Origin of the sequence: Bradyrhizobium forestalis, from assembly GCF_002795245.1 — a bacterium.
Classification (GTDB): Bacteria; Pseudomonadota; Alphaproteobacteria; order Rhizobiales; family Xanthobacteraceae; genus Bradyrhizobium; species Bradyrhizobium forestalis.
The window spans coordinates 86,857-107,086 of sequence record NZ_PGVG01000006.1; the positions used below are offsets into that span (position 1 = coordinate 86,857).

General features: G+C 64.8%; 20 protein-coding genes. 16 read left to right on the forward strand and 4 right to left on the reverse strand.

Annotated elements, in window-relative coordinates:
• The first annotated feature begins 64 nt into the window (after positions 1-64).
• The 3 genes from CVM73_RS09515 to CVM73_RS09525 all read left to right on the forward strand — a co-directional run bounded on the left by CVM73_RS09515 (position 65) and on the right by CVM73_RS09525 (position 2,669).
• The gene (locus CVM73_RS09515) at positions 65-556 is read left to right on the forward strand and encodes a GNAT family N-acetyltransferase (RefSeq protein WP_167406741.1); all 492 of its coding nucleotides are present in this window, start codon (positions 65-67) and stop codon (positions 554-556) included.
• Positions 553-2,151 carry a citramalate synthase gene (gene cimA, locus CVM73_RS09520; protein ID WP_100231752.1) on the forward strand — a complete coding sequence of 533 codons (1,599 nt, stop codon included), beginning with the start codon at positions 553-555 and terminating at the stop codon, positions 2,149-2,151. Before CVM73_RS09515 ends, cimA begins: the two co-directional genes overlap by 4 nt.
• A 140-nt stretch (positions 2,152-2,291) precedes the next feature.
• A complete protein-coding gene (locus CVM73_RS09525; protein WP_100231753.1) occupies positions 2,292-2,669 on the forward strand; it encodes a VOC family protein in 378 nt (125 codons plus the stop codon).
• Positions 2,670-2,673: 4 nt separating this feature from the next.
• On the opposite strand, the gene CVM73_RS09530 is transcribed toward CVM73_RS09525, so the two are convergent.
• Positions 2,674-3,279, reverse strand: coding sequence for an LOG family protein (locus CVM73_RS09530; RefSeq protein ID WP_167406742.1), 606 nt, complete (start codon positions 3,277-3,279; stop codon positions 2,674-2,676).
• 201 nt (positions 3,280-3,480) lie between these two features.
• Between CVM73_RS09530 and CVM73_RS09535 the strand changes: the two genes are divergently transcribed.
• The 4 genes from CVM73_RS09535 to CVM73_RS09550 all read left to right on the forward strand — a co-directional run bounded on the left by CVM73_RS09535 (position 3,481) and on the right by CVM73_RS09550 (position 8,020).
• A complete protein-coding gene (locus tag CVM73_RS09535; RefSeq protein WP_100231755.1) occupies positions 3,481-5,439 on the forward strand; it encodes an ABCB family ABC transporter ATP-binding protein/permease in 1,959 nt (652 codons plus the stop codon).
• Positions 5,440-5,493: 54 nt separating this feature from the next.
• Positions 5,494-6,216 (forward strand): phosphatidylserine decarboxylase, encoded by a 723-nt coding sequence (locus tag CVM73_RS09540; protein ID WP_283809903.1) that lies wholly within the window; start codon positions 5,494-5,496, stop codon positions 6,214-6,216.
• Positions 6,217-6,296: 80 nt separating this feature from the next.
• Positions 6,297-7,178, forward strand: a complete 882-nt coding sequence (locus CVM73_RS09545; protein WP_100231757.1) for a CDP-alcohol phosphatidyltransferase family protein — start codon at positions 6,297-6,299, stop codon at positions 7,176-7,178.
• A gap of 122 nt (positions 7,179-7,300) precedes the next feature.
• Positions 7,301-8,020: an RraA family protein gene (locus CVM73_RS09550; protein ID WP_100231758.1), complete on the forward strand. Its 720-nt coding sequence runs from the start codon at positions 7,301-7,303 to the stop codon at positions 8,018-8,020.
• A gap of 17 nt (positions 8,021-8,037) precedes the next feature.
• Here the strand turns inward: CVM73_RS09550 and CVM73_RS09555 are convergent, their stop codons facing one another.
• Positions 8,038-8,331, reverse strand: coding sequence for a hypothetical protein (locus CVM73_RS09555; RefSeq protein ID WP_100231921.1), 294 nt, complete (start codon positions 8,329-8,331; stop codon positions 8,038-8,040).
• Positions 8,332-8,632: 301 nt separating this feature from the next.
• On the opposite strand from CVM73_RS09555, the gene CVM73_RS09560 reads away from it, so the two are divergent.
• From CVM73_RS09560 to CVM73_RS41725, 9 genes are all read left to right on the forward strand, one after another.
• Positions 8,633-9,406, forward strand: a complete 774-nt coding sequence (locus CVM73_RS09560; protein WP_027571673.1) for a motility protein A — start codon at positions 8,633-8,635, stop codon at positions 9,404-9,406.
• A 21-nt stretch (positions 9,407-9,427) separates the two neighbouring features.
• The gene (locus CVM73_RS09565) at positions 9,428-10,258 is read left to right on the forward strand and encodes an OmpA/MotB family protein (RefSeq protein WP_100231759.1); all 831 of its coding nucleotides are present in this window, start codon (positions 9,428-9,430) and stop codon (positions 10,256-10,258) included.
• A gap of 172 nt (positions 10,259-10,430) precedes the next feature.
• Positions 10,431-12,332: a potassium transporter Kup gene (locus CVM73_RS09570; protein ID WP_167406743.1), complete on the forward strand. Its 1,902-nt coding sequence runs from the start codon at positions 10,431-10,433 to the stop codon at positions 12,330-12,332.
• Between the two features lie 140 nt (positions 12,333-12,472).
• Entirely contained in the window at positions 12,473-14,407 is a 1,935-nt protein-coding gene (locus tag CVM73_RS09575) for a potassium transporter Kup (RefSeq protein WP_100231760.1), read from the forward strand.
• 276 nt (positions 14,408-14,683) lie between these two features.
• A complete protein-coding gene (locus CVM73_RS09580) occupies positions 14,684-15,010 on the forward strand; it encodes a rhodanese-like domain-containing protein (protein WP_027571677.1) in 327 nt (108 codons plus the stop codon).
• Positions 15,011-15,018: 8 nt separating this feature from the next.
• Entirely contained in the window at positions 15,019-16,197 is a 1,179-nt protein-coding gene (locus CVM73_RS09585) for an aminotransferase (protein ID WP_100231761.1), read from the forward strand.
• A gap of 7 nt (positions 16,198-16,204) precedes the next feature.
• The gene (locus tag CVM73_RS09590; protein ID WP_100231762.1) at positions 16,205-17,329 is read left to right on the forward strand and encodes a polyamine ABC transporter substrate-binding protein; all 1,125 of its coding nucleotides are present in this window, start codon (positions 16,205-16,207) and stop codon (positions 17,327-17,329) included.
• A gap of 81 nt (positions 17,330-17,410) precedes the next feature.
• Positions 17,411-17,641, forward strand: a complete 231-nt coding sequence (locus CVM73_RS09595) for a DUF433 domain-containing protein (protein WP_100231763.1) — start codon at positions 17,411-17,413, stop codon at positions 17,639-17,641.
• Between the two features lies 1 nt (position 17,642).
• The gene (locus CVM73_RS41725) at positions 17,643-18,080 is read left to right on the forward strand and encodes a DUF5615 family PIN-like protein (RefSeq protein ID WP_430641294.1); all 438 of its coding nucleotides are present in this window, start codon (positions 17,643-17,645) and stop codon (positions 18,078-18,080) included.
• Here the strand turns inward: CVM73_RS41725 and CVM73_RS09605 are convergent.
• Both CVM73_RS09605 and CVM73_RS09610 read right to left on the reverse strand, forming a co-directional pair.
• A complete protein-coding gene (locus CVM73_RS09605; protein WP_100231764.1) occupies positions 18,007-18,939 on the reverse strand; it encodes a lipid A biosynthesis lauroyl acyltransferase in 933 nt (310 codons plus the stop codon). The genes CVM73_RS41725 and CVM73_RS09605 overlap by 74 nt on opposite strands.
• 8 nt (positions 18,940-18,947) lie before the next feature.
• A complete protein-coding gene (locus CVM73_RS09610) occupies positions 18,948-20,225 on the reverse strand; it encodes a beta-ketoacyl-ACP synthase (protein ID WP_100231765.1) in 1,278 nt (425 codons plus the stop codon).
• Positions 20,226-20,230: the final 5 nt, after the last annotated feature.

Here is a 20,230-nt window from a genome sequence, read left to right on the forward strand (position 1 = left end):
AAATCCTGCTGCTCGGCGCCGCGGTGGCGATCGTGCTCAAACTCTATGGGATGTGGTGAGGACGATGGGACAGACTTTGCCAAAGCCCGCACTTAGGCCGTTCCTGCCCGATGACGTGCCGGTGCTCGCCGCGATCTTCACCGCCAGCATCGAGCAGCTGACCGGCGACGATTACAGCGAGGCGCAGCAGGAAGCCTGGATGGCGGCGGCCGAGGACGAGGAGTTCGGCAAGCGGCTCGCCGCCGACCTGACTCTGATCGCGACGCTGGAGGGTTCGCCCGTCGGCTTCGCCTCGCTGCGCGGCAACGATCACATCCGAATGCTCTATGTGCATCCGGCGGTGGCCGGGCAGGGCATCGCGACCATGCTGGTGGACGCGCTGGAAAAGCTCGCCGGCGGCCGCGGCGCGACGAGCTTGTCGGTCGATGCCAGCGACAACGCGCAGGGCTTCTTCGCCAAGCGCGGCTACACCGCCCAGCAGCGCAACAGCGTCACCATGAACGACGAATGGCTCGCCAACACCACCATGAAGAAGACGCTCGGAGCTGCGCCATGAGCAAGCAGCGTCTTTATCTGTTCGACACCACGCTGCGCGACGGGGCCCAGACCAACGGCGTCGATTTCACGCTGGCCGACAAGCAAATCATCGCGGCGATGCTCGATGACCTCGGCATCGACTATGTCGAGGGCGGCTATCCCGGCGCCAATCCGCTCGACAGCGAGTTCTTTGCGACCAAGCCGAAGCTCAATCATGCGCGCTTTACCGCCTTCGGCATGACGCGCCGGGCAGGGCGCTCGGTCTCCAACGATCCCGGTGTTGCCGGGCTCCTGGAGGCGAAGGCGGATGCGATCTGCTTCGTGGCAAAATCGTCGGCCTATCAGGTGCGGGTCGCGCTGGAGACCACGAAGGAGGAGAACCTCGCCTCGATCCGTGACAGCGTCGCAGCCGCGAAGGCCGCCGGCCGCGAGGTCATGCTCGACTGCGAGCACTTCTTCGACGGCTACAAGGAAGATGCCGCTTTCGCGCTCGCCTGCGCCAAGGCGGCCTATGAGGCCGGCGCGCGCTGGGTGGTGCTGTGCGACACCAATGGCGGCACCATGCCTGATGAGGTCGAGGCCATCGTCACCGAGGTGACGAAGCATATTCCCGGCGATCATGTCGGCATCCACGCCCATAACGATACCGAGCAGGCGGTCGCGAATTCGCTCGCCGCGGTGCGCGCCGGCGCGCGGCAGATCCAGGGCACGCTGAACGGCCTTGGCGAACGCTGCGGCAACGCCAATCTCTGCTCGCTGATCCCGACGCTGAAGCTGAAGAAGGGTTTTGCCGACGCCTTCGAGATCGGCGTCACGGCGGAGAAGCTGGCGACGCTCGTCAAGGTGTCGCGCACGCTCGACGACATGCTCAACCGCGTGCCGAACCGGCATGCGGCCTATGTCGGCGAGAGCGCCTTCGTCACCAAGACCGGCATCCATGCCTCCGCCGTGTTGAAGGATCCGCAGACCTACGAGCACGTGCTGCCGGAGCTGGTCGGCAATCACCGCAAGGTGCTGGTATCCGATCAGGCCGGCCGCTCCAACGTCATCGCCGAGCTCGACCGCGCCGGCATCGCTTACGACAAGAGCGATCCCAAGCTGACGCGCCTCGTCGAGGAATTGAAGGAGCGCGAGGCGCTCGGCTATGCCTATGAGTCCGCCAATGCTTCGTTCGAGCTCCTGGCGCGCCGCACGCTCGGCAAGGTGCCGCATTATTTCGAGGTCGAGCAGTTCGATGTCAATGTCGAGCAGCGCTACAACGCGCTCGGCGAGCGGGTCACCGTGGCGCTCGCGGTGGTCAAGGTCGACGTCGCCGGCGAGCACCTGATCTCGGCGGCCGAGGGCAACGGCCCCGTCAACGCGCTCGACGTTGCCCTGCGCAAGGATCTCGGCAAGTACCAGAAATACATCGACGGCTTGACGCTGATCGACTATCGCGTCCGTATCCTCAACGGCGGCACCGGCGCGGTCACGCGCGTGCTGATCGAGAGCGAGGATGAGAACGGCGACCGCTGGACCACGGTCGGCGTCTCCCCGAACATCATCGATGCCTCGTTCCAGGCGCTGATGGATTCGGTGATCTACAAGCTCGTGAAGTCGGGCGCGCCGGCGTAAGCCCCACGACGACTGTCATACCCCGCGAAAGCGGGGTATCCAGTACGCCGCGGCTTCTCGGTCGCTCTCTGGCGTCTCGGAGTACTGGATCGCCCGGTCAAGCCGGGCGATGACAGCGGAGGGTGAGGAAAGGGCGGGACATGATCGACCACATCTCCGTCGGCGTCAGCGATCTCGATCGCGCCGCAAAATTCTACGAGGCAACGCTTGCCGCTCTCGGCCTCACGCGCCTCGTGACGCGGCCGCGGACGGTCGGCTTCGGCAAGGCCTATCCGGAGTTCTGGATCAACTTGCGCGAGGGCATGCCGCCCGTAGCCCCCGAGAGCGGCGTGCACATCTGCCTGCGGGCGAAAACCACGGTCGAGGTCGATGCATTTCACGCGGCGGCGCTGTCCGCTGGCGGCGCCTCCGACGGTGCGCCCGGCATCCGCCCGCACGACCGCGTGCGCTACTACGCGGCCTTCGTCCTCGATCCCGACGGCAACCGCATCGAAGCGGTGACGTTTCCGGCAGAGTAGGACGTTACAGCTTGCGCGCCATTTCCGGGGCGAGCTCCTTTTCCGATTCGGCCACCTGTGCCGCGGCCGCTTTCAGCTTCGGCAGGATCTCCTCGACGCGATCGGCCTTGAGGATGTCGATCGAAAGGCCGGCGCGGATGAACTCGGTCTGGCGCATGTGCGACAGCAGCGAGAACAGCGGCTCCCAGAAATTGTCGATGTTGGCAAGCAGCACCGGCTTGGCGTGACGGCCGAGCTGCTTCCAGGTCATCTGCTCGACCAGCTCCTCCAGCGTGCCGACGCCACCCGGCAGCGCCACGAAGGCGTCGGAGCGTTCGAACATCAGGCGCTTGCGCTCATGCATATCAGGGGTGACGATCATCTCCTGCACGCGCGTCAGCGCGTTCTCGCGCAGCCGCAGGAAGTCGGGGATGATGCCGGTGACGGTGCCGCCATGGTCGAGCACGGAGGTCGCGACCGCGCCCATCAGGCCGAGCGAGCCGCCGCCATAGACCAAGCGGATGTTGTTTTCGGCGAGCGCCTTGCCGAACGCCTTGGCGCCTTCGGTGAAGCGGGGATTTGTTCCTGGGCCGGAGCCGCAATAGACACAGACGGTTTTGATCGTGCTCATTGGTGCCATGATGCATTGCAGCGAAGAGGCGTCAAGCCCAATCGGTGATTCGATACTCCCGGAAATCTACCGGTAAATGACGATGAACAATCAAAGATTCGCCATCTGGCGGGGTGCGCGCGCATCGGGAAGGCTCTATATGACGGACGAAAATCGTTAATCGCAGTTGCGCCCGCATCCGGCGGGCTTTCAGGCTTCTTGATGGACCAACCTCAATCGTTCGACGGCGCCGACGTTCCTGAGCCTCCCGCCGGAGGACCGCAGGCCGGGGCCACGCTGATGGGCACGCTCGCGCATCTGTGGCCCTATATCTGGCCGGGCGATCGCTTCGATTTGAAGATGCGGGTGGTCTGGTCGCTGGTGCTGCTGCTCGCCGCCAAGCTGATCACGCTCGCGGTGCCGTTCAGCTTCAAATGGGCGACGGATGCGCTGACCGGCGCCAACACCGCGCCTGTCGCAGCCGACAACTGGCATCTCTGGGTGATCGCCTCGCCGCTGCTGCTCACCGCAAGCTACGGCGCGATGCGCATCCTGATGGCGGTGCTGACGCAATGGCGCGACGGCATCTTCGCCCGCGTCGCCATGCATGCGGTGCGCAAGCTCGCCACCATCACCTTCATCCACATGCACGAGCTGTCGCTACGCTTCCACCTGGAGCGCAAGACCGGCGGCCTGACGCGCGTGCTCGAGCGCGGCCGCGAGGGCATCGAGGTGATCGTGCGCATGGTGATCCTGCAGCTGATCCCGACCATCGTCGAGGTCTCTCTGCTGCTGGCGGTGCTGCTCTGGCAATTCGACTGGCGTTACGTGGTCGCCACCCTGATCACGGTCACGCTCTACATGTACTACACCTACATCGCGACCGAGTGGCGGATCGGCATCCGCCGCAAGATGAACGATTCCGATACCGAGGCGAACACCAAGGCGATCGACTCGCTGCTCAACTACGAGACCGTCAAATATTTCAGTGCCGAGGCGCGCGAGGCGCAGCGCTACGACAGATCTGTGGAGCGTTACGAGGAGGCGAGCATCCGCACATACACCTCGCTCGCGGTGCTCAATACCGGCCAGGCCGTGATTTTCACGATGGGACTGACTGCAACCATGGTGATGTGCGCGATCGGCGTGCGCAACGGCACCAACACCGTCGGCGATTTCGTGCTGGTCAACGCCATGATGATCCAGCTCTACCAGCCCCTGAATTTCATGGGCATGGTGTATCGCGAGATCAAGCAGGCGATCATCGACATCGAGAAGATGTTCAATGTGCTGGGCCGCGAGGCCGAGATCAAGGATGCGCCTGACGCGAAGCCGCTGGTCATCTCCGCCGGCACGGTGCGCTTCGAGGACGTGCGCTTTGCCTATGAGCCGACGCGCCCGATCCTCAAGGGCATCAGCTTCGAGGTGCCGGCCGGCAAGACCGTTGCCATCGTCGGCCCGTCGGGCGCAGGCAAGTCGACCATCTCCCGGCTCCTGTTCCGCCTATATGACGTCTCCGGCGGCAAGATCCTGATCGACGGCCAGGACATCCGCGACGTCACGCAGGCCAGTCTGCGTGCATCGATCGGCATGGTGCCGCAGGATACCGTGCTGTTCAACGACACCATCCGTTACAACATCCGCTACGGCCGCTGGGACGCCAGCGATGCCGAAGTCGAGGAGGCGGCGCGGCTGGCGCAGATCGATCATTTCATCCGCATGGCGCCGAAAGGCTACGAGACCCAGGTCGGCGAGCGCGGCCTGAAGCTGTCGGGCGGCGAGAAGCAGCGCGTCGCCATTGCGCGTACCGTGCTGAAGGCACCGCCGATCCTGGCGCTGGACGAGGCGACCTCGGCGCTCGACACCCATACCGAGCACGAGATCCAGGGCGCGCTCGACCGCGTGGCGAAGAACCGCACCTCGCTGGTGATCGCGCACCGGCTTTCGACCATCGTCGGCGCCGACGAGATCATCGTGCTGGACCAGGGCCGCATCGCCGAGCGCGGCACCCACGCAAAGCTGCTCGCGCAGGGCGGCCTCTATGCCAGCATGTGGAACAGGCAGCGCGAGGCCGAGGCGGCGCGCGAGAAGCTGGCCAGGATGGCCGACACCAGCGCCGCGCCCAACCGGGAGCCGCCGCCGGTCGATGACATCCTGACGACGCCCGCGGCAGTGGAGTGACCTTGTCTCCGGTCCCAACTCTGGCCTAAACAAGCCCGCGCGACGACCCGCGCCATTAACCCCAAGCGGCAGATAGCGATGTCCATTCTCGATTCGATCCAGCGTCAGATCCCGCCGATCCACAAGGAGGGCTATCCCTTCATCGGCGGCTTTGCGCTGGCAAGCCTGATCCTGTTCTGGCTGTGGTCGCCTTTGGGGTGGATCGGCACGATTCTGACCGTGTGGTGCGCGCTGTTCTTCCGCGACCCCGTCAGGGTAACGCCGGTGCGCGAGGGGCTGGTGGTGTCGCCGGCCGACGGCCGCGTCTCGATGATCACCATGGCGCTGCCGCCGGCCGAGCTCGGCCTCGGCGACCGGCCGTTGCCGCGCATCTCGGTGTTCATGAGCGTGTTCAACTGCCACGTGAACCGCGCTCCCGTGGCGGGCAGGGTGGATCGCATCGCCTACCGCCCGGGTCTCTTCATCAACGCCGAGCTCGACAAGGCGAGCGAGGACAATGAGCGCAACTCGCTAGTGATCACGACGCCGACGGCGCGGATCGGCGTGGTCCAGATCGCCGGTCTCGTCGCCAAGCGCATCGTCTGCTTCGTCAAGGAGGGGCAGGCGATCGGTGCCGGCGAGCGCTTCGGCCTGATCCGCTTCGGCTCGCGCCTCGACGTCTATTTGCCCGTGGGCACCAAGGCGCTGGTCTCGGAAGGGCAGACCGCGATCGCCGGAGAGACGATCCTGGCCGACCTTGCCGGCGACGACCCGAGCCGCGTCTACCGCGCCAATTAACCAATAGTCGGTGCTTGTGGAGCCTCCGTCGCAATGGCGGAGGGGGGCGCGGCTTGCTATATCTCGCCTTGAGGTGAGCAATGACGCCCTTTGACTTCAAATATCCCGATACGCGCCGCCGGCGGTTCCGACCGATCCCGGTGCGGATGCTTGTCCCCAACGTCATCACGCTGCTGGCGATCTGTGCCGGCCTGACCTCGATCCGCCTGTCGATCGAGGGGCGGATGTCGCTCGCCGTCTACGCCATCGTGTTCGCAGCCGCGCTCGACGGCATCGACGGCCGCATCGCGCGCATGATCAAGGGCCAGTCCAAGTTCGGCGCCGAGCTCGACAGCCTCGCCGACTTCGTCAATTTCGGGGTGGCGCCCGGCCTGATGCTGTATTTCTGGCAGTTGCACGAGCTCGGCAATGCCGGCTGGATCGCCGCCATGGTGTTCGCGATCTCCGGCGGCCTCCGTCTTGCGCGCTTCAACGCCACGATGGACGATCCCAACAAGCCGGCCTTCGCCGCCAATTTCTTCACCGGCGTGCCGGCGCCCGCCGGCGCGATCACGGTGCTGCTGCCGATCTATGTCGCGTTCCTCGATCTCGGCCGGCTGCCCGCTGTGGTGACGGCGGCCTATACGCTGCTGATCGCCTTCCTGATGGTGTCGCGCCTGCCGGTGTTCTCCGGCAAGACCAAGCGCATGCGCGTTCCGCCCGAGCTGGTGCTGCCGGCCTTCGTTGCAGTGATCGTCTTCATCGCGCTCCTGATCGCCTATCCCTGGCACGTGCTGTCGATCGGCACGGTGCTGTATCTTCTCGCTTTGCCGCTCGGCTACAAATCCTATCGCGACCAGGCGCGCGCGATGGAAACCACTGCGCCGTCAGGAGGCGAGGTCCCGTCGCCGCCCTCAGCGCCGACGCTGGCGAATTTGTCGGAACCGCCGCACGACGACGACCGACCCGGCCGGCTGCACTGAGCGGACACACGCGGATATCTGCCATGAGGCCCTCTGAGTTGGGTTGAGGCCTGATCTCGGCTATATCGCCCTGTGCCGGCGGCATCGCGCCAACAGCGACCGCCAATCTGGGAGAGAACGCCGTGACTGATACCGCGACCGGGCCGCTGCCCGCTTCCGTCCTCGAGGCGCTGGGCCGCTACGACACCCCGACGATCTGCAATGCCATGGAGATCGTGGCGCCCGAGCGGCGGCTGATCGGCTACACCACCAAGCAACTGGTCTGCCCGTTCCCCGACCTGCCGCCGATCGTCGGCTATGCCCGCACGGTCACGATCCGCTCGGTGCTGAAATCATCGCTCCCGGCCGAAGAACAATCCAGGCGCCGCATCGACTATTACGAATATGTCGGCACCGGCCATGGCCCGCGCATCTCGGTGATCCAGGACATCGACGGGCCCGACGTCGGCTATGGCGCGTTCTGGGGCGAGGTGCAGAGCAACGTGCACAAGGCCCTCGGCTGCCTCGGCGTCATCACCGACGGCTCGATCCGCGACATCCCGCAATGGGCACCTAGCTTCCAGGCGCTGGCCGGCTCGATCGGCCCGTCGCATGCCTGGGTGCATGCGGAGAGCTTTGGTGGCGAAGTGCGCGTCGCCGGCATGACCGTGAGGTCCGATGATCTGATCCATGCCGACCAGCACGGCGCCATCGTGATCCCGCTCGACGTCGCCGCAAAGCTGCCGGAGGCAGCCGAACTCTGCGGCCGCCGCGAGACGCCGATCCTGGAGATCGCCCGCAGCCCCGATTTCTCGCTGGAGAAGCTGAAGGCCGCGCTGAAGCGCTCGGCGGAAATCCACTAAGCGCGTGATTGAACGACCTATGGCCGCGACGCCGGCCGTAGGTCGCCTTGCTCCTCCAGAAACAGGGCCGCCTGATCCGGCTCACCGAACACTGCGGCGGCGCATCCGATCAGGGTGAAGCCGCCGGCAAGGTCCCATAGCGTGATGTCCTCCGCATCGTCCGGGAGGTGAATCAAGCGCGCTGCGATCACCGCGAAGGCGGCTTCGACAAAGAGCAGCACGCTGAACGCCGGCAGGACGAGCTCCGGCTCGAGCAGGTGGAACGCCAGCGCCGCGGGCAGCGCGGTGAGAAGACTGAACAGTGTCAACATCGCGATGGCTCCGCGATCGACCATGTCTCAACGCTAGCAGACATCAACTGATCCCAGGCCACGATGTGGCGGAGGGCCGCAGCCGATGTGACGTCGTGGCGCGCCTGCTTATGGTTAGCGAAGTGTTGAAATTCCCATCGCTGGGCGACAATCGCAGCAGGCGCAGCGGCGGGCGGCACACCGTCCAGACTTAACCTTTACGCGGCTTTAAGGGCGGCGCTCTAGGGTTTCCGATGCGGTTCGGGGTTGGGCCGCGCCAGCGGCCAGGACGGCCGTTGTTGCGTTCGCGTTGGAGTCTCCCATGGATATCATGACGGGCGTTGGGCTCACGGCGGGCATCATCGTCATCACCGCGATGATCCTCATGGGCGGCGACCTGCACATGTTCATCTCCGAACATGCGATGATCATCATCTTCGGCGGCTCGATCTCCGCCACCATGATCCGCTTTCCCCTCTCGGCACTCCTGCACGGCCTTCCGCTCGGCGCCAAGTTCGCCTTCACCATGAGCCGGCTGTCGGCGCACGACCTCGTCGACGAGCTTGCCCGCATCGCCGAGATCGCCCGCAAGCAGGGCCCGGTGGGTCTCGAAAAGGTTGAGACCGACGAGCCGTTCCTCGCCAAGGGCATCCGCTACGTCGCCGACGGCTACGACCTCGACTTCATCCGCGACAATCTCGAGCGCGACCGCGACAACTTCCTGATGCACCTCGACGAGGGCAGCAAGATCTACCGCGCCATCGGCGACTGCGCCCCGGCTTTCGGCATGATCGGCACCCTGATCGGCATGGTGCAGATGTTCGCCAACATGACCGATCCCTCCAAGCTCGGCCCGTTCATGGCGACCGCGCTGCTCGCCACCCTCTACGGCGCGCTGGTTGCGAACCTGTTCTGTCTGCCGATCGCCGACAAGCTGCACGGCAAGCTGCTGGATGAAGAGACCAACCGCACCCTGATCATCGACGGCATCCTGATGATCCGCGACTCCAAGAGCCCGACCTTGGTGCGCGAAATGCTGCTGGCCTATCTGCCGGAGAAGCATCGCAACGCCGAGGGTGAACCGGTGCCGGCCTGATCGCGCACCAGGATTTGGGTCATGGCGAAGAAGAAACGCGGCGATGCGCATGGTGGCGGTCACGGCTGGTTCGTGACCTTCGCCGACCTCATGGGCCTGATGATGAGCTTCTTCGTGATGCTCGTCGCGTTCTCGACGCAGGATGCCAACAAGCTGAAGATCGTCGCAGGATCCATGCGCGATGCCTTCGGCGTGCAGAGCGAAGCGCGCTACGCCGGCATCGTCGAGTCGGACGGTCTGCCGACCCGTCCGCGGCTGAAGAACGTCGATCACATTCAGCCTGAAGATGCCTCGAATACGCCGACGCCGGATCAGGAGGACCGCGACCGCACGTCGGGGGCCAAGGTCAAGGTCGACCGCAATTTCGCGCTGGCCGCGGCCTCGCTGCGCCAGGCGTTGCAGGACATGCCGGAACTGACCGAGATGTCCAAGCACATCATGTTCGAGGAGACCAAGCAGGGCCTCAACCTCGAGATCGTCGACCAGGACGGCCGCTCGATGTTCGCCGACGGCTCCAAGGTGCCCTATGACCGCACCCGCCGTCTGGTCGAGAAGCTTGCGGTCCCGCTCAAGGCGACGCCGCTTCGCGTTTCCATCGCCGGCCACACCGCGGCCGGATTCGTGCCGACCCGCAGCGACTACGGCGCCTTCGATCTGTCGGCCGACCGCGCCAATGCGGTACGCCAGATCCTCGAACGCGAGGGCCTGCCGCCATCGCACATCTTCGCCGTCTCCGGCAAGGCGGATACCCAGCCGCTGTTTCCCGACGATCCCTCGCTCGCGGCGAACCGGCGGGTGACCATCACGTTGATGCGCGAAGATCCGCCGCTGCCGCCGAATCTGAAGCCGTAAGCCCCTTGTGCTACCATCTTACCTGAGGCATGTCGTCGCGCAGGCGACGAGCGTGGCTGCGGCGTCACAGCGTCTGTCCCGGTGCCTGTTATGGTGGGGGCCGATTGACAGGTGCGCCGGAAGCGTCAAAAGGCGCCGGATCAAATTCAGGGACGAAGCGTTTTCCACCCTCATGACGGCGAGCATCACACAGGCCGAGACCCAGGATGGGCAACCGGTCACATCAGGCTTTTGGGCCCTTACGCTCGGGAGCATCGGAGTCGTCTTCGGCGATATCGGCACCTCACCGCTCTACGCATTCCATGAGGCGGTCAGGGGCGCGGCGCATGGCGAGCCGGTCTCACGGGTCATCGTGCTCGGCGTGCTCTCGCTGATCCTGTGGGCGCTGCTGATCGTCGTCACCGCCAAATACGTCTTGCTGCTGCTGCGCGCCGACAATAATGGGGAGGGTGGCACGCTATCGCTGATGGCGCTCGGCCAGCGCGCGCTCGGGCGCCGGAGCTGGCTCCTGCTCGCGCTCGGCGTGGTCGGCGCCTCCATGTTCATCGGCGATTCCATGATCACGCCGGCGATCTCGGTGCTCTCGGCGGTCGAAGGCCTGAAGCTCGCAACTCCCGCGCTCGAGCACTACGTCGTGCCGCTCACCGTCCTCATCCTGGTGGTGCTGTTCGCGGTCCAGAGCAAGGGGACTGCCCTCGTCGCCTCGGCCTTCGGGCCGGTGATGGTGGTCTGGTTCACCGTCATCGCCGTGATGGGAGCCGTCCACATCGCCGACGATCCCTCCGTGCTGGCGGCCATCAATCCCTATTATGCGGTGCAGTTCGTGCTGTCGCACGGCACGATCGGCCTCGTGACACTCGGCGCCGTGTTCCTGGCGGTGACGGGGGGCGAGGCGCTTTATGCCGATCTCGGCCATTTCGGCCGTAAGCCGATCCAGTCGGCCTGGATGTTCTTCGTGCTGCCCGCGCTCCTGATCAACTATTTCGGGCAGGGTGCGCTGGTGCTGTCCGATCCCAGCGCGATCGAGCATTCCTTCTATCGCATGGTGCCCGAGAAGCTGGTGCTGCCGCTGGTCGGGCTTGCGACGGCCGCAACCGTGATCGCGAGCCAGGCGGTGATCACCGGCGCCTATTCTCTGGTCTATCAGGCCGTGCAGCTCGGCCTCTTGCCGCGTTTCGAGGTGCGTTACACCTCCGAATCCCATGCCGGCCAGATCTATCTGCCGCGCGTCAACCGCCTGCTGCTGATCGGTGTGATGCTGCTCGTGCTGCTGTTCCACACCCCCAGCAATCTGGCCTCGGCCTATGGCATTGCGGTCTCAACCACCATGGTCGCCGACGGCATCATGGGCTTCGTCGTGATCTGGAAGTTGTGGAACTGGCGTGCGGCGGCGGCCGCGGCCGTGATCATGCCGTTCGTCGTTGTCGATTTGAGCTTCTTCAGCGCCAATCTGCTCAAGCTGCTCGAAGGCGCCTGGGTGCCGCTGCTGTTCGGCGCCGCCATGGCGGGGACGATCTGGACCTGGCGCAAGGGCTCCGGAATCCTGATCCAGAAGACGCGACGGATCGAGGTGCCGCTGGACGATCTGATCCGGAGCCTGGAGAAGCGGCCGCCGCACATCGTCAAGGGCACCGCCGTGTTCCTGACCAGCGATCCCGCTTTCGTGCCGACCGCGCTCTTGCACAATCTCAAGCACAACAAGGTGCTGCATGAGCACAACGTCATCCTGACCATCGAGACCGCACACACGCCGCGGGTTGATATTTCGGAGCGGTTCAGGATGGAAAAGATCAGCGACAAGTTCTCGAAGGTTCGCTTGCGCTTCGGCTTCATGGAGCAGCCGAACGTGCCCAAGGCGCTCGCGATCGCGCGCAAGCAGGGCTGGCAGTTCGACATCATGTCGACGTCGTTCTTCGTGTCGCGAAGGTCGTTGAAGGCCTCTGCGCAGTCGGGTATGCCGCTCTGGCAGGATCATCTGTTCATCGCATTGAGCCGGTCGGCCAATGATGCCACCGACTATTTCCAGATTCCCACGGGGCGGGTGGTTGAAGTCGGAACCCAAGTCACTATTTGAGCGCAACCGGTGAATCCATGCAAAATTAGCATGGCTAGGGCCCGGATTCGGGCTAGGCTATGTCGGCAGCGCAGGACTATAAGCCGCGCGCTCTTCCGCCGTTGTGCCGTGAAGCATTGTAGAGGCCATAGGGCTCTTCCATGACCAGTGACGTAGCAGTTCCCGCCCCGGAGACGGCGGCGGCCAACGGGCATGGCGAGGCCCATACCACGGCCGGTTTCGGCGCGCTGACGCTCGGCAGCATCGGTGTCGTCTATGGCGATATCGGCACCAGCCCGCTCTACGCGTTCCGCGAGGCGGTGATGGCGGCCTCCGGCGCGGAGGGGGTGCCGACGCCGGCCGCCGTGCTCGGCGTGCTCTCGCTGATCCTCTGGGCGCTCGTCGTCGTGGTGACGCTCAAATACGTCGTGATCCTGCTCCGCGCCGACAACAACGGCGAGGGCGGCACGCTGGCGCTGATGGCGCTGGCCCAGCGGGCGGTCGGCACCGGCGCCGGGGGGGCGACCATCGTCCTGCTCGGCATCATTTCCGGAGCCCTGTTCTACGGCGATGCCGTGATCACACCGGCGCTCTCGGTGCTGTCGGCGATCGAAGGCATGAAGGACGTCACCCTGACGTTCGAGCCTTACGTCGTTCCGCTGACTGTCGTGATCCTGGTCTGCCTGTTCGCCGTGCAGTCCCGCGGCACGGCGCGCGTTGCCGCCTTCTTCGGCCCGATCATGTGTATCTGGTTTGCGGTCCTCGCGGTGGCGGCCATCCATCCGATCATCCAGCAGCCGCAGGTGCTGCTCGCGCTGAACCCGCTCTACGCCGTGAACTTCATGCTGCACCATGGCATCATCGGCTTCGTCACGCTCGGTGCGGTGTTCCTGGCCGTGACTGGCGCCGAGGCGCTCTATGCCGACCTCGGCCATTTCGGCAAGCGGCCGATCCAGACCGCCTGGCTCTCTATCGTGCTGCCATCGCTGGCGCTGAACTATCTGGGGCAGGGGGCGCTCGTCCTCAGCGACCCCGGCGCGATCGTGAGCCCGTTCTTCCAGCTCTTCCCGCAAGGCTTTTTCCGTGGCAGCATGGTCGTGCTGGCCACGGCCGCCACGGTCATCGCGAGCCAGGCCGTCATCACCGGTGCCTATTCGCTGACGCGCCAGGCGATCCAGCTCGGGCTGCTGCCGCGCTTTGAAATTCGCCATACGTCGGAAGCCCATTCCGGGCAGATCTTCATTCCGCGCATCAACCAGCTGCTGCTGGTCGCGGTGGTGCTGCTGGTGCTGCTGTTCCGCTCCTCCAGCGCGCTCGCTTCCGCCTACGGCATCTCCGTCACCGGCACCATGGTGGTGACGGCGATGATGGGCTTCGTCGTGGTCTGGAAGGGCTGGCGGTGGTCGTCGCTCGCCGCCGGCGCACTGATTGCGCCGTTCCTGTTCCTCGATTTGACCTTCCTGACCGCGAACCTCCTGAAGGTGTTCGAGGGCGGTTGGGTGCCGCTGGCGCTCGGCGCGGTCATGATCATCCTGATGTACACGTGGCGGCGCGGCAGCCGCCTCTTGTTCGAGAAGTCGCGCAAGCTCGAATTCCCGCTCGCCGACCTCGTGGCAATGCTGGAGAAGCGGCCGCCGCAGCGGGTGCCGGGCACCGCCGTGTTCCTGACCTCGGATCCCCTCAGCGCGCCGACGGCGCTGATGCATAGTCTGAAACACTACAAAGTGCTGCACGAGAAGAATGTCATTCTCACCATCGAGACCGCGCAGACCCCGCGGATCGATCCGGCGGACCGCGTCAGGCTGGAGCAGATCTCACCGACCTTCTCCAAGGTGACGCTGAAGTTCGGCTTCATGGAATCGCCCAACGTGCCGAAGGCGCTGGCGATCGCCCGCAAGCTGGGTTGGCAGTTCGACATCATGTCGACCTCGTTCTTCCTGTCGCGAAGGGCGCTCAAGCCCGCCGCCCATTCCGGCATGCCGCGCTGGCAGGACCGGCTGTTCATCTCGCTCAGCCGCGCTGCGAACGATGCCACCGACTATTTCCAGATCCCGAGCGGCCGCGTGGTCGAGGTCGGAACGCAGGTGACGATTTAGTTCCACTGCCGTCATCGCCCGGCTTGACCGGGCGATCCAGTACTCCGTGACTTCAGTGATTGAACCGAGAGGCCGCGGCGTACTGGATCCCCCGCCTTCGCGGGGGATGACATCGAGCGTGGCCTCTGAAAGCCGCTCTTCAAGTCGCTGCGATTTAGCTTTAACTTGCGCCGCGCGGCTCAAGCCTTTGTAGCGCTTGATTTTCGCCGCCCGAGAGGCGAGGTTGCCGCCGGCCGGGATCGCCCCGGCACGCGCCTTGCGACGTTGGAGGATGAAGTGGCAAACCAGGTACAGGATCTGACCCCGGACGAGGTCTCCAAGGGTGTCGCGGAAGGGCGCTATCTGCTCGTCGACGTCCGTGAGCCGAACGAGGTTCAGGCCGAAGCCTATCCCTACGGCGTCGTGGTTCCGCTCTCGACCTTCGATCCCAAGGCGATCCCCGATCCCCAAGGCAAGGAGGTCGTGTTTGCCTGCCGCTCGGGCAAGCGCTCGGTGACGGCCTCGCTCGCGGCGCAGGCGGCGGGCCTGCCTTACGACAAGCATCTGGCCGGCGGCATGCTGGGCTGGAAGGCGGCGGGTCTTCCCAGCAAGGTCGGCGGCTGATCGGCCCGATGTCCAAGAGCTCGTCCCTGAACAAGGTCTTCGCCGACCTTCCCGTCACCATCTTCGAGGCGATGTCGCAGGCCGCGCGCGACAACAATGCCATCAATCTCGGCCAGGGTTTCCCGGACGATCCGGGCCCAGAGGACATCCGCCGCGCCGCGGCCGAGGCCTCGCTGAACGGCTACAACCAGTACCCCTCGATGATGGGCCTGCCGGAGCTGCGCCAGGCGATCGCGACCCATTACGGCCACTGGCACGGCCTCAAGCTCGATCCGATGAGCGAGGTGATGGTCACCTCCGGCGGCACCGAGGCGCTGACCTCGGCGATCCTCGCGGTGGTCCAGCCCGGCGACGAGGTGGTCTGCTTCCAGCCGGTCTATGATTCCTATCTGCCGATCATCCGCCAGGCCGGCGGCATTCCGCGCCTCGTCCGCCTCGAGCCGCCGCACTGGCGGCTGAATGAGGACATGCTGAAAAGCGTCTTCAATTCAAGGACCAAGGCGGTGCTCTTCAACAATCCTCTGAATCCTAGCGCGGTGGTCTATCCGCGCGAGGACCTCGAGCTGCTCGCGCGCTACTGCCAGGAGTTCGACGTCATCGCGATCTGCGACGAGGTCTGGGAGCACGTCACCTTCGACGAGCACAAGCATATTCCGCTGATCACCATTCCCGGCATGCGCGAGCGCACCATCAAGGTCGGCTCGGCCGGCAAGATCTTCTCGCTCACCGGGTGGAAGATCGGCTTCGTCTGCGCCGCGCCGCCGCTCCTGCGCGTCGCCGCCAAGGTGCACCAGTTCCTGACCTTCACCACCGCGCCGAACCTGCAGGCTGCCGTCGCCTACGGCCTCGGCAAGTCCGACGACTACTTCCTGTCGATGCGCAAGGATCTGACGCGGAGCAGGGACCGCCTGACCAAGGGCCTCGAAAGCCTCGGCTTCCCCGTGCTGAAGTCGCAAGGCACCTACTTCCTCACCGTCGACCTGTCGCCGCTCGGGCTGAACGAGAGCGACACCGAGTTCTGCTGGCGCATCGTGAAGGACTACAAGGTGGCGGCGATTCCGGTCTCGGCGTTCTACGAGCAGGACCCGGTGACATCAGTGGTGCGCTTCTGCTTTGCCAAGAAGGACGAGACGCTCGACACCGCGCTGGAGCGGCTGTCGGACGCCGTGCGTGGACGCAAGAGGTAGACGAGAGATGACGAACGTCGGCCGCTCGGGATTTGGCTTTGGTCTCGCAATCGCCGCCGCGCTGACGTTGCTCTCCCAGGGAGCGGGCGCCGAAGAGCGCGTCGTCAACTTCTACAACTGGTCCAACTACATGGCGCCGGACGTCCTTGAAGCCTTCACCAAGGAGACCGGCATCAAGGTGGTCTACGACACCTTCGACGCCAACGAGACGCTGGAGACGCGCCTGATGGCCGGCAAGTCCGGCTACGACGTCGTGGTGCCCACAGCCTATTTCCTGCAGCGCCAGATCAAGGCCAACGTCTTCCAGAAGCTCGACAAGTCGAAGCTGCCGAACCTTGGCCATGCCTGGCCCGTGGTGACGCAGCGCCTCGCCACCTACGACCCCGGCAACGTCTACGCCGCCAACTACATGTGGGGCACGACGGGCATCGGCTACAACGTCGCCAAGGTGAAGCAGATCCTGGGGCTAGATGCCAAGATCGACAGCTGGGATGTCGTGTTCAAGCCGGAGAACCTGGCAAAATTCAAGGATTGCGGCGTCCACATGCTCGACTCCGCCGACGATATCTTCCCGGCGGCGCTGAATTATCTCGGGCTCGATCCGAACTCGACCAAGCAGGCGGACCTCGAGAAGGCCGCCGATGTCGTGGCAAAAGTCCGCCCCTCCGTGCGCAAGTTTCACTCGTCCGAATACCTCAGCGCGCTCGCCACCGGCGAGATCTGCTTCGTGGTCGGTTGGTCCGGCGACATCATGCAGGCCCGCGCCCGCGCAGCCGAAGCCAAGAAAGACAATAGCAGCGGCATCGAGATCGGCTACGCGATTCCGAAGGAGGGCGCACAGATGTTCTTCGACAATCTCGCGATCCCCGCCGATGCCAAGAACGTCAAGGAAGCCTACGAGCTGATCAACTATCTCTACCGTCCGGATGTCGCTGCGAAGAACTCGGACTTTTTGTCCTACGCCAACGGCAACCTCGCCAGCCAGAAGCTGGTCGATCCGAAAATCCTGAACGACAAGAACATCTATCCGGACGAGGCGACGCTCGCAAAACTGTTCGTCATCACGGCGCGCGAGCCGGCGACGCAGCGCATCATCAACCGACTGTGGACCAAGGTGAAGACGGGTAGGTGAGGGGCACGTACGTTCCAAACTCGCTATCCCAGGCGAATTAGAGTATCATCTGCCTCAGGTGATTAGACGAGGCCTTGAGCCATGACAGAGCATCCTCGGATCTCGCTTGCCCCCGACGTCCTTGCTGGCAAGCCCGTGATCAGCGGGACCCGCATAGCTGTCGAGTTCATCATTGGATTGATGGCGGACGGTTGGAGCGAAGCAGACATTTTGGCCAACTATCCGGGCATTTCGCGCGAGGACATTCTCGCGTGTTTGGATTATGCCCGCGACGCGCTGGGCGTGGAACGGGTTCATCCGACCGCAGCTTGAAATGCGCTTCTTGGCAGACGAGAATTTTCCCGGGTCCGCGGTAGATGCACTTCGTGCTTCAGGTCACGACGTTATCTGGATCAGGACTTCGGCACCTGGCAGCAGCGACCGCGAAGTATTGGCGCAAGCTTCGCAAGAACGGCGTGTCTTGTTAACCTTCGACAAGGATTTTGGGGAGTTGGCAAAGGCGTCATCGCTCCCGACCACATGCGGCGTTGTGCTCCTGCGCATCCCACCGCTTGCTCCAGGGCGGATTGGTCCAGCGATCGCCGATCTGATCTTAGCTCGTGCAGATTGGGCGGGCCATTTCTCTGATCGAGCCCGGCCGAGTTCGAATGCGGCCGCTTGGCAAGTAGCGTTTGCCGCTACCGCCACCTTCGATGCAGCCACAGCCACTGTTCGGGATGTTCGCGCACCCAGCTCTCGACCACGCTGGTGATCGCCTGTGTGGTGCCCTGGATGTCGATCTTGCCGTCGGCATCGCGCACCGGCTTGATCTCTTCTGTCAGCTCGCCGCGGAAGCGGTTGCCGGGCAGGCGGATGATGCGGACGCCGTGGATCGGGCATTCGATCTGGCGCAAGAGGCGCGCCAGCATCGGGTTGGCGCGGGTCTTGCGGCCGAAGAAGGTCACCTCGACGCCGGCAGTGAGATACTGGTCGATCAGCATGGCGACGTGCTTGCCGTCCTTGAGCGCCTGCGCGAGTCGCAGCGGCGCGTCGCGGCCCGCCGGGATCAGCGTGCCCATGTTGACCTGGCGCATCTCCTGGATGATGCGGTCGGCCGAGGCGATGTTCGGCCGGCGATAGAGAATCGCGGTATCCAGTTCATGCGCGACGGCGGCGAGCGCCGGCAATTCCCAATTGGCCAGATGCGCGGCGAAGATCAGCGCCGGCTTGCCGTCGTCGCGGATCTGGTCGAACAGCTCGATGCTGCGCGGGGGAATCTCGATCCGGCTCTTCTCCGGATGGTCGCGATCGTAGTCCCAGACGTGGTCGATATGGGCAAACTCGGCGCCGACGCGGCCGAGATTGTCCCAGACGCCCATCAGGATCTGTTCGATCTCCTCCGGCGATTTCTCCGGAAAAGCGGCGGTGAGATTGGCGCGGCCGATGCGGTGCTCGCGCAGGCGCGGGCCGATCAGCTTTACGGCGCGCGCGAAAAAGTCCGAGGTCTTGACCGGATCGAAATAGCGCGTGGTGCGCAGCATCGCGACGGTCGCGGCGCCGATCAGGCTTCCGCCGAGCGATTTTGCAGCCTCCCGCGCGCGGGCCTTCGTGCTCGCAGGAAGTAGCGTCATGCGTCCGGTCAGGCCGGTTCGCGGGTCAGGATCAGCGAGGCGTTCTGGCCGCCGAAACCGAACGAGTTCGACATCACCGCGGTGACGCGGGCATCGCGCGCCTTGTTGCCGACGACGTTGAACAGGATCGTGGGATCCGGGGTCTCGTAGTTGATCGTCGGCGGAATGCGCTGATGCTCGAGCGTGAGCAGCGAGAAGATCGCCTCCACCGCGCCGGCCGCCGAGATGGTGTGGCCGACCATCGACTTGTTGGAGGTGACCGGAATCTTCTGCGCGAGCTCGCCGAACACGGCCGATGTCGTGTTGAACTCCATCTTGTCGTTTTCGGGTGTCGAGGTGCCGTGCGCGTTGATGTGATCGATCTGGTCCGGCGTCATGCCGGCGTCGGCCAGCGTCTTGTTCATGCAGCCGATGATCGGCTTGCCGTCGGGCGAGGAGCGGGTGCGATGGAAGGAATCGGTGAGCTCGCCGCAGCCGGCGATCACGCCGAGGATCTTTGCGCCGCGCGCAGTCGCCGCCTCGTAGCTTTCGAGCACCAAGGCGCCGGCGCCTTCGGCCATCACAAAACCATCGCGGTTCTTGGAGAAGGGACGGGAGGCCGCCTGCGGCGGATCGTTCTGGGTCGACAGCGCCGAAAGCAGCGAGAAGCGCACCAGCGCTTCCGGGTTCACGGTGCCGTCGGTCGCGACGCACAGCGCAGCATCCGTCTCGCCACGGCGGATCGCCTCGACGCCGAGCTGGATCGAGGTCGCGCCCGAGGCGCAGGCCGTGGACAGCGAGATCGGCGAGCCCTTGGTGCCGAACGTCTCGGCGAGAGACGCGGCGACCGAGCCGAACATGAAGCGATGATGGTAGGCGCTGTACTTGCCGCCGCCGGAAATGCGCAGCAAATCGTCATAGGTGATGTCGAGCTGGCCGACGGCGCGACCGAGTTCGCGGCGCTGCGGCCATTCGACCTCGACCGGCGCAACTGCAAGGAAAAGGGGACCCGGGAAATCCGCCTTGGCACCGATGCCGGCCTGCTCCAGCGCTTCCTGCGTCACCAGCTCGGCCATCCGTTCGGACAGGGCGGTGGAGGAGAACGGATCGACGCTGACGAAATCGACCGTGCCGGCCATCGTGGTTTTGAGGCCGTCGATCGGAAAGCGCGTGATGGTGCGGATGCCGGATTCGCCGGCGACGAGCTTCGCCCAATTGTCGGCCTTGCCGGCACCGAGCGAGGTCATGATGCCCATGCCGGTGACGACGACGACGGGACGCCCGAGTTTGTCGCGTGGTGCAGTCATGTCGA